This window comes from Acinetobacter sp. ATCC 27244, assembly GCF_000156555.1.
GTDB lineage: Bacteria > Pseudomonadota > Gammaproteobacteria > Pseudomonadales > Moraxellaceae > Acinetobacter > Acinetobacter haemolyticus.
Genome location: NZ_GG665954.1, coordinates 38,910 through 48,161 on the forward strand (window position 1 = coordinate 38,910; position 9,252 = coordinate 48,161).

The window sequence follows — 9,252 nt, forward strand, 5'->3', positions numbered from 1 at the left end:
TGCAAATTGTAGAGAATAGAGCGTTAGAAATGACTTTAAATATTGAAATCATTAAATCAAGCATTGGTGCAATTATTCACGATGTTGATTTAAATACGGTTGATGAAAATACCACACAACAAATTCAACAGGCTTTGCTGGATCATCATGTAATTTTCTTCCGCAATCAGCAGCTTGCACCTCAGGCTCAAGCTGAACTTGCTCGTGGTTTTGGTTCTTTACATATTCACCCTATTTTCCCGACAGTAGAAAATGTGCCTGAAATTATTGTACTCGACAGTTGGAAACAAGACTTACGTGACAATGAACTTTGGCATACTGATGTGACTTTCAGTAAAAATCCGCCATTAGGGTGTGTCTTACAAGCCATCAAGATTCCACCTGTAGGTGGTGATACGCTGTGGTCGAGTGGAGTAGCTGCGTTTGCTGGGTTGGATCAAAGCTTACAACAAAAGTTAAAAGGTTTAACGGCGACGCATGATATTCGTCAGTCGTTCCCAATTGAACGTTTTGCGCACAATGATGTGGAGCGTAAAAAACTGGAAGAAACCTTTAAACGTAATCCGCCTGTCGTGCATCCTGTAGTCAGAACCCATCCTGTCACGGGTCAGCCAATTTTGTTCGTGAGTGAAGGTTTTACCACGCGCATTAATGAGCTAGAAGAATCAGAAAGTGCTGAGTTATTGCAATATCTATTCGCCCACGCGACTCATGAGCAGTTTCATTTGCGTTGGCAGTGGCAAGAGGGTGATGTGGCGATTTGGGATAACCGTTGCACACAGCATAAGGCTTTATTTGATTATGGTGATGCGCATCGGATTATGCACCGTGCCACGATTAACGGTGATGCGCCGTTTTATCAGGCGGCAAGCTGAGTTTAGATTTAATCGCCATGAAATGGGGAAAAACTCGATGGAATATGATACTCGGAAAGTCATCCGCAACTGTTTGAGGCAGGACTACATTAATAAAGTGATGTTTCTGCGATTCATTAAATTAGTTGCGGGTAGTCAACGAGTTTTGCGGATGAAAGTGGTTTTGCCTACTTTTCCCGAAAGAAAAGTACGGCGAGCCGCAGGCTAATCCTGAAATGGGATGAGAACACGACAAGACTCTGTAAAAGCCTATCCTTTAATAAATTAATTCAATATTTAAACGGTCTTTAGTGGCTGATTTCATAGGTCTGTTTATAAACCGAAGGCGCTTGTCCAGTCCAGCGTTTAAATGCCCGTCGGAATTCCCGTAATTCACTAAAACCAAGTTGTAGGCTGATCTCATTCATGGATAGGTTCTGTACAAGTAGTTGTTTTGCTTTACGCTCTAATACAGTTTGCCGAATTTTCTGAAAACTCCAGCCTTCTAATAATAATTGCCGTCTTAAGTGGCGTTCGCTGATTTGTAATTGCTGTGCGGCTTGTTGCATTTCAAAACGCTCAGGTAAATGTTGTTCAATCAAATGATCCAGTAAATCGACAAAGTTACTTTGATTAAATAGATCAATTTGTATTAATGCCTGTTCACAGATTTGTATTGCAGTTGCATAGTTGGCTGGACTGTAGTTTTTTAAGCGTCGTTGCAACATACTTGTTTTAAAACGCATGATGTTTTTATCGCTATTAAATTGAACCGAGCAGCCAAAGATATTGCGATATTCTTGTTGGTTGTCAGTTGGTAAATAGCTAAGTTCGAGGCTCATCACATCATCATGATCGCCTAACATTGCATTTAAGCAGGCGATGGTACTACTAAACAATTCATCAAAGAAAAAGGCTTTGAGATCGGACTCTGGGTTGGGTGTTGTCACTTCGAGTTCACAGATTTCACCTTGAATCCTAAATGCTAAATTCAATACGCTTCCTGAAATACGATGATAGCGAAGTGCAATCTCCAAAGCCTCTGCGACAGTCTTACAGGATTGCATCGCAAAACCCAAAATTCCCATTGAAATCAGACCTTCACTGCTTCCTAGCTTTAAACCAAGACAGGGTTGTTGATAGGTTGAGATTGCTTGGCGCACGACATTGCACAGTTGGTCAAAGTGAATCAAATGATTTGTTTGCTGAGTTTGTATGAAATCCAATCCTGAAGCTTCAAACCATTGTTTATAGTTCCATTTTTTCTGTTCAGCATAATGGATCAGGCTGGCTAGAATAGTTGGAGGTACAAATCTTTGTAAGCAGATCGAATGCGTTATTGCTGTAGGCATCTGTCCGTTTTGCCCCCCAAAGTATCGTTTATTTGACCCTTTGGGGTATCGCATAATTTTGATTAACTTTCAACATGCTTCATCGCAATTAGAAAAAGAATTGAAAGGAAAATACCAATGTATCAGGTTGGTTGGAACAAGCAGGAAATCAAAATCGTGCCTAAAGGCTATGCCATGTTCGGTTATGGGCAATGGTCACATCGAGCCTATAAAAAAAGAACAGCGTTATATGCACGTAGCTTTAGCATTGTCGATCAACACCACAATCGATTGATTATTTGTTGCCTTGATTTAGGCTGTATTACACATGCGATGCGTAGCAAAGCTGTTGCTCGTTTAAGAGGGATGTTAGGTTCAGAATTTAATGAGAATCAGTTGGTGTTAATGGCAACGCACACGCACTCAGGACCTGGGGGCTGTGCGCATGAAGCTTTATACAATATGCCAACACCTGGTTTTGTACATGAGCATCTCATCGCGATTTTAAACGCAATTGTTTTAAGCATTCAGACAGCAATTGAAAATGAACAACAAACGGATATTTTTCTTACAACGCAAGCTTTTATGGATGACACGCCAGTAGCATGGAATCGTTCGATTCAAGCCTATAATCGAAATCCTGAGGTGGGATCACACACCGAAGCTGAAACCCATTTAGCATTAAACCGTGAAATGCAACTCATCGGCTTTTATCGAGAACACAAATTACAGTCTATTATTTCATTGTTTGGTGTACATGCCACTTGCCTTGGCAATAAATTAAATGCGTATGATGGTGATAACAAAGGTTATGCTGCTGCATTTTCAGAACAAGCTTTAATTCAACAAGGCATTCAAAATCCAGTGGCGATTTTTGCACAAGCAACGGCAGGCGATGTATCACCACATTTTCACGGTAAAGATCAACTCAAGATCCGAAATCAGCTTAAAGGAGAAGCTGAATATCAATATGCACAACAAAACGGACGTTATCAAAGTGAGTTAGCTTTGATGGCATTGCAAACAGCCCCAAACAATATGCAAAAAGTCGCAGGGGAGATTGATGCAGTACTGTCTTATGTTGATCTCAGCAATATTGAGATTCCACCTGAGTTTTCAAATGGACAACTTGATGCAAAAACCAGTCAGCCTTGTCATGGGACTTCATTTTTTGCAGGTACACCTGTCGATGGATTAGGTGCGCCCAAACCGATAATCAAAGGCATGCAGTTTTTAGCAGATCAATTTAGAAAACAAAAAATGAAACATTCAAGGGCTGATGATTTTACTGAATATCATCAGCTTTATGCTTCACAAGGACCCAAACAAATTTTACTAGAAGCTGGAACTAAAAAGATTTTGGGTCAACCAATTGGCTTCCCACCGAGTATTCTTGATCGATTGATTGCGGAGATGAATCGACAAGTGAGGGCGGGTGCGATCAAGCAAAGCCCACTGGTGCCGAGTATTGTACCTTTGCAAATTATTCGTTTAGGAAATTTAGCACTTGTCTGTTGTCCTGGAGAATTTACAACGATTGCAGGGCAGCGTGTTATTGAAACAGTGAGACAAAACCTGCTCGAAGCATCATCATATGATCGAGTATGGTTGGCCTCTTATTGTAATGATTACATGGGCTATGTAACTACTTATGAAGAATACCAACAGCAAGCTTATGAAGGCGGTCATACATTATTTGGACAATGGACCTTGGCTGCATGTCAAAGTAAATTCAAAGACTTATCTCAACAATTAATATTGGATAAAAACAAACGTAATTATGATCAAATTACAAGGCCGGCGCCAATTCCAGAACATGAATTGGCAAAACGCAGTAATCATGGCAATTTGAAAACGGCAGTAAGTCAGGGAGAGCTTGTGTGAATCATCCTCAATACGCTTGGTCAAATTGGTCTGGTTTGCAGAAATCAATGCCACAGCAGATTCTCCAACCCGCGAATATTCAAGAATTACAGTCGATTGTCTCTGAACATCAAAAAATACGGGTGGTCGGTGCGGGGTATTCATTTACGCCTTTGGTCTGTACGGATGCAACGTTATTGTCTTTGGATCACATTGCAGGAATTGCATCCACTGATACCAATCGATGTCAGAGCAGCATTTATGCAGGCACACGTTTATATGATTTAGATCAACACTTACAGCAGCAATCGATCAATCAGGCCTTGATGAATCAGGGCGATATCGATCAGCAAAGTCTGGCGGGTGCTGTCTCTACAGGAACACATGGCACAGGCGCAGATTTGCATTGTATTTCTGCTTATGTTGAAGCTTTTGAGTTGTTGACGGCTTCAGGTGAAATCCTGAAATGCAGTCGTACAGAGCATCCTGAAATCTTTGCCGCAGGACGGGTTTCTTTAGGCAGCTTGGGAATCTTGACTCAGATCACCATGCAGAATCGTCCACGTTATAAGCTCAAAGAACATATCGAGCTATGCCGTGTCGAAGATATGATGCAAAACATTCAGCAATGGAAACTGCAACATCGACATATTGAGTGTTTTGTCTTTTCTTATGGCAAACAGTTAATGCTAAAAACCTTGAATGAAACGAGCGACGAGATTTTAGCTCGTAAAGAGAACTTTCCCTCAGATGATACTTTACTGACCTTATGTTCAGAACTGACCAAAACCTTTCCTTCACTGAACCCTTATTTACAAAAGCTATTAGGCATCTTTGTTAAACCGACGACTTATGTGGATTGGTCGAGCAAAATATTTCCAACGCCACGCAATACCAAGTTCAATGAAATGGAATATCAGATTCCTGTTGATCGAGGAATTGAGTGTTTAAATGAAGTATTACATGCTTTACGTATGCATAAAGTAGCAACCTTTTTTCCGCTCGAGTTTCGCTTTGTAAAGGGTGATGATATTTGGCTCAGTCCTTTTTATCAGCAAGACTCTATTTCGATCTCGGTACATCAATATCATAAACAAGATCCACAACTGATTTTTGATGTGGTTGAGCCAATCTTACAGAAATATCAGGGACGTCCGCACTGGGGGAAAATGCACAGTATGAGCTGCTTGCAGCTTCGTGATTTATATCCAAAGTGGGATGATTTTATGGCTTTGCGTCAGCAGCTTGATCCAGAGGCCAAATTTTTAAATCCCTATCTGGAAAAGTTATTTTTAGGTTAGTTTTGATATCAAACCCTTCTCATTATTTTGATACTCGAAAACGACATCTGAAATTGTTTGATAAAGGACTCCGTAGGGTCAGCATATCCCTAATTAGATAAAAGGATGGAAAGACATGTTGGATCATTATTTTAAACAACTTAATTTAGACCTCAAGAAACAGGGGATTGCGACCCCGCAACTGATCGTTGATGAAGCTGCCTTAAAACAAAATATCCAGCATGTTCAGATTCGCCTTGAGCATGCCCAGCATTTAAAAGCACGCTTAGTGGTGAAATCTTTAGCAAGTTTAGATTTGCTCAAGTTGTTATCTGAACAGATCGATACCCAGCGTTTTATGGTGTTCCATCAGCCACATATCATTTTGATTTTAGAGAATTTTGCTGACGCGGATATTTTGTTAGGTAAACCAATGCCAGCACAAGTCGTCCATCAATTTTTTGAACAATATATGGAGTGGTCAACAGCGAAAATTCAGTGGCTGATTGATACCAAAGTACGTCTACAGCAATATCTTGAAATCGCCAAAAAATATTCTATTTGTTTAGATATAAATATTGAAATTGATGTTGGTTTACACCGAGGAGGAGTACAGACCACACAGCAATTCACAGAAATTTTGGCGTTGATTCAGCAATATCCGCAATATTTAAAACTGTCTGGCTTGATGGGCTATGATGCACATGTCACCAAAGTCCCTGCAATTATTAAGAAACCTGAGTTGGCTTATCAAAGTTCACAACAGACTTATGCGAATTATCAAAAGCTTATTCAAAAACAGTTTCCAACACTGTGGCATGATGAGCTTTGCTTTAATGGTGGTGGCAGCCCAACTTTTAGCTTTCATACTACAGAAAGTGTCTGTAATGATTTGTCCTTTGGTTCAATGCTTTTAAAACCAAGTGACTTTGATCATGACTTACTACAAGCGTTACAACCTGCTGTATGGATTGCGGCACCTGTATTAAAAGTTTTGCCTTTTACCCAGCTTCCATCTATGGCTGTGTTGGATAAATTACCGCATAAATGCAAGGCTCTATTTATTTATGGGGGGTATTGGATGGCAAATTATGTTTACCCTGATCAAGCACATACTCATGTTTTGTATGGACGAAGTAGCAATCAGGAGTTGATCAATGTACCCAAGAATTGTGATACGCAAGTAGATGATTTTGTGTTTTTGAGACCGACCCAAAGTGAGGCAATCATTCCTCAATTTTCAAACTTAATGCTATATAAGCAAAATAGGTTTGAGTCATGGCAAACTTTTCGAGAATAAACTGTAATAAAAAACCTTGTACGGTATGCACAAGGTTTTATTCAATTGGCTGATTATTGCTTGACGATAAGAACAGGAATATGTGATTCGGTTAGAACTGTACGCGCAACACTACCAAGCAATAAACGTTTTACCCCTGTGCGTCCTCTTGAACCCATAACGATCAAATCTGCACCGATTTCATCCGCAACGAAAAGGATACCGTCTGTTGCAATACCATGATGAATTTTGGTTGTGACATCGACACCATTTTCAGCAAAAGACTGAGCAATTTCTTGTAATTGATTTTTGGCATGTGCTTCTGCTTGCATAAAATGATCTGTAATCGCAGGTGCAACTTGATAAAAATCAACACCGACAAAAGGATCGACAGCAACCACACTCAGCACAGTCACTTTTGCTCCAGATAATTTTGCTAAAGAACGTGCGTGCTCAACAGCCGCATAAGAAATTGGAGAATCATCGACAGGAACTAGAATATTTTGGTAAGACATGTATTTACTCCTTATAATTTATCGTTGTCGTCATTACTATGTTGATAACATATTTCAGATATCTCAAGCAAATAAAAATAGGAAGGTTTGTGTTAATCAGCTTAGAAAATTATAAACAGCAAAAATTTGATCAGATGGCTGCCAAAATAGTGGCGGATCCAGAAACATATTTGGCTTTTGATACTGTTTCAGACTTTTATAAAGCAATTTGGTTAGATGAATTTCCGCAGGGAACGACATGGTCAGCAACTGGTCTTGATGATGGCGCAGAACAGTTTTACGCGGTGATTGAGTATGGTCATCAGTACCTGTCGATCAGTCGTACTACCTCAATTGCTGTAAAATTAAGCACACGAGACAATCACAATAAAAATAACTAATCCGAACAGTCACCCTTTTTTGTTGTGCTGGACTTTGCGATTTGGGTGAGAATGATATACTTCGGACAGTGATGAGTTCCTATATAAAACGAAACGGAAATTTAAATTATGGCACATCAATTTACGGTTAATGAAACAATTCACGGTGTTTCAATCGAAGACTTTTCAAGATTAGTCGCGGATACAGCATTGCATGAAGCAGTGTGTAAACGTATTCCAGGTGAGAACTTAGAAATTATTGAATCTGCAATTAATGGGGATATTTACACATTACGCCGTGAATATAACCTTGATGTAAATATTCCTGATGTCGCTAAAAAATTATTAAAAAATGCATTTCGTTTAAAGCGTTCTGACGTTACTCATTTGAAAAACTTAACTTCAACAGTTGAGTTAGGTGCAAACTTACCTTTAGAAGCAAAAGGTGAACGAAGCGTCACAGGTGACAGTGAAAAAGTAAATATTTCTTTAACTTGGACAGTAAAAGTTAAAGTACCTTTGATTGGTGGGATGCTTGAGAAACATGCTGAAGGCGAAATTCGTAAATTTAGCAGTTTAGAAATTGAAATCGTAGAGGATGAATTAAAGAAACAACTTTAATTTAGCTTAGATTAGAAAAAACGCTTCGTATCATCAATACGGAGCGTTTTTTTATTTTAGAGTGAAAATGATAGAAGCAATAGAAAATATCCAATACTATGTTAAGCACGATTTGATCAAAACAAGGTCATGGGTATGAGTGTGGTTTTGCCTGTAGCGCAACGTGGTGAAGAAATATTAGAACTTAAGGCGGCATTTGTTGCAGATGGGGAGTTTAATAGTGAGTGGCTATTGCAATTGGCTTCCGCGATGCATGCGACGATGTTGGAGCGTAATGGTGTTGGAATTGCTGCACCACAGGTTTATATCTCCAAGCGTGTGATTATCGTGGCATCTCGTCCAAATCCTCGTTATCCCGATGCGCCTGAAATGGATGCTGTGGTAATGGTTAATCCTGAGATTTTAGAATTTTCTCAAACGACTTGTTTGGGGGAAGAGGGATGTTTAAGTGTTCCTGATCAACGTGGTTTCGTAGAGCGCGCACAAACTATCAAGGTGCGTTATTACACCTTACAAGGTGAAGTTGTTGAAACGACTTTTGAGGGTTTTCCAGCTCGTATCGTTCAGCACGAAGTTGATCATTTGGATGGTGTGTTGTTTGTGGAGCGAATGTCTACTTAAAAGTGGAAATTAATGAAGCCTTATAATAAAAATCTAAAGCAAGCTTCTCGAAATTTAAGAAGTAATATGACAGATGCTGAGCAACTGCTATGGCAAAGAATCAGACGTAAACAGATTTTAGAATTACAGTTTTATCGACAAAAGCCTATTCTAAATTTTATTGTGGATTTCTATTGTCCCGCAGCAAATTTAGTAATTGAATGTGATGGTGGGCAGCATTATACCGAAACAGGGTTGGAAGCTGATCAAAATCGTGATCATGCTTTAAGTGAATTAGGATTGATCACTTTAAGATTTAGTAATCATCAGATTTTGACTGAGATTGATGCTGTTGTAGAGCAGGTTTATCGGATTGCGAAACAGAGATTGGAATTCACCTAAATCCCCCTTTGATAAAGGGAGACTTTACCGCGAATTGAATGTAGATATTAGATTCATGATACTCCCTCCTTTTTAAAGGGAGGTTAGGAGGGATTTTTTATACAAAATGATAATTCGTATGTGTGTGGGAGAGAGTGAGTAAATGTTT

10 protein-coding genes are annotated in these 9,252 nt (G+C 39.4%); 8 read left to right on the forward strand and 2 right to left on the reverse strand.

The features are described from left to right. Positions 1-29 precede the first annotated feature (29 nt). Entirely contained in the window at positions 30-875 is an 846-nt protein-coding gene (tauD, locus tag HMPREF0023_RS07725) for a taurine dioxygenase (protein WP_005084445.1), read from the forward strand. A 287-nt stretch (positions 876-1,162) separates the two neighbouring features. Here tauD and HMPREF0023_RS07730 read toward each other — a convergent pair whose 3' ends face one another. Next, entirely contained in the window at positions 1,163-2,260 is a 1,098-nt protein-coding gene (locus tag HMPREF0023_RS07730; RefSeq protein WP_008941720.1) for an AraC family transcriptional regulator, read from the reverse strand. 63 nt (positions 2,261-2,323) lie between these two features. Between HMPREF0023_RS07730 and HMPREF0023_RS07735 the strand changes: the two genes are divergently transcribed. From HMPREF0023_RS07735 to HMPREF0023_RS07745, 3 genes are all read left to right on the forward strand, one after another. Then, the gene (locus tag HMPREF0023_RS07735; RefSeq protein ID WP_008941721.1) at positions 2,324-4,069 is read left to right on the forward strand and encodes a neutral/alkaline non-lysosomal ceramidase N-terminal domain-containing protein; all 1,746 of its coding nucleotides are present in this window, start codon (positions 2,324-2,326) and stop codon (positions 4,067-4,069) included. Continuing rightward, complete coding sequence (locus HMPREF0023_RS07740) at positions 4,066-5,349, forward strand: D-arabinono-1,4-lactone oxidase (RefSeq protein WP_008941722.1); 1,284 nt, start codon at positions 4,066-4,068, stop codon at positions 5,347-5,349. Before HMPREF0023_RS07735 ends, HMPREF0023_RS07740 begins: the two co-directional genes overlap by 4 nt. Before the next feature lie 115 nt (positions 5,350-5,464). Next, on the forward strand, positions 5,465-6,628 hold the full coding sequence (locus HMPREF0023_RS07745) for an alanine racemase (protein ID WP_008941723.1): 1,164 nt from the start codon (positions 5,465-5,467) through the stop codon (positions 6,626-6,628). 53 nt (positions 6,629-6,681) lie between these two features. Here the strand turns inward: HMPREF0023_RS07745 and HMPREF0023_RS07750 are convergent, their stop codons facing one another. Continuing rightward, a complete protein-coding gene (locus HMPREF0023_RS07750) occupies positions 6,682-7,122 on the reverse strand; it encodes a universal stress protein (RefSeq protein ID WP_005089563.1) in 441 nt (146 codons plus the stop codon). An 89-nt stretch (positions 7,123-7,211) separates the two neighbouring features. Here HMPREF0023_RS07750 and HMPREF0023_RS07755 point away from each other — a divergent pair, with 89 nt between their 5' ends. The 4 genes from HMPREF0023_RS07755 to HMPREF0023_RS07770 all read left to right on the forward strand — a co-directional run bounded on the left by HMPREF0023_RS07755 (position 7,212) and on the right by HMPREF0023_RS07770 (position 9,104). After that, complete coding sequence (locus HMPREF0023_RS07755; protein ID WP_017395712.1) at positions 7,212-7,502, forward strand: hypothetical protein; 291 nt, start codon at positions 7,212-7,214, stop codon at positions 7,500-7,502. A gap of 108 nt (positions 7,503-7,610) precedes the next feature. After that, positions 7,611-8,102 carry a DUF2505 domain-containing protein gene (locus HMPREF0023_RS07760; protein ID WP_004640207.1) on the forward strand — a complete coding sequence of 164 codons (492 nt, stop codon included), beginning with the start codon at positions 7,611-7,613 and terminating at the stop codon, positions 8,100-8,102. Between the two features lie 135 nt (positions 8,103-8,237). Beyond that, positions 8,238-8,723 (forward strand): peptide deformylase, encoded by a 486-nt coding sequence (gene def, locus HMPREF0023_RS07765; protein WP_026056295.1) that lies wholly within the window; start codon positions 8,238-8,240, stop codon positions 8,721-8,723. Between the two features lie 12 nt (positions 8,724-8,735). After that, positions 8,736-9,104 carry an endonuclease domain-containing protein gene (locus HMPREF0023_RS07770; protein WP_008941726.1) on the forward strand — a complete coding sequence of 123 codons (369 nt, stop codon included), beginning with the start codon at positions 8,736-8,738 and terminating at the stop codon, positions 9,102-9,104. Positions 9,105-9,252: the final 148 nt, after the last annotated feature.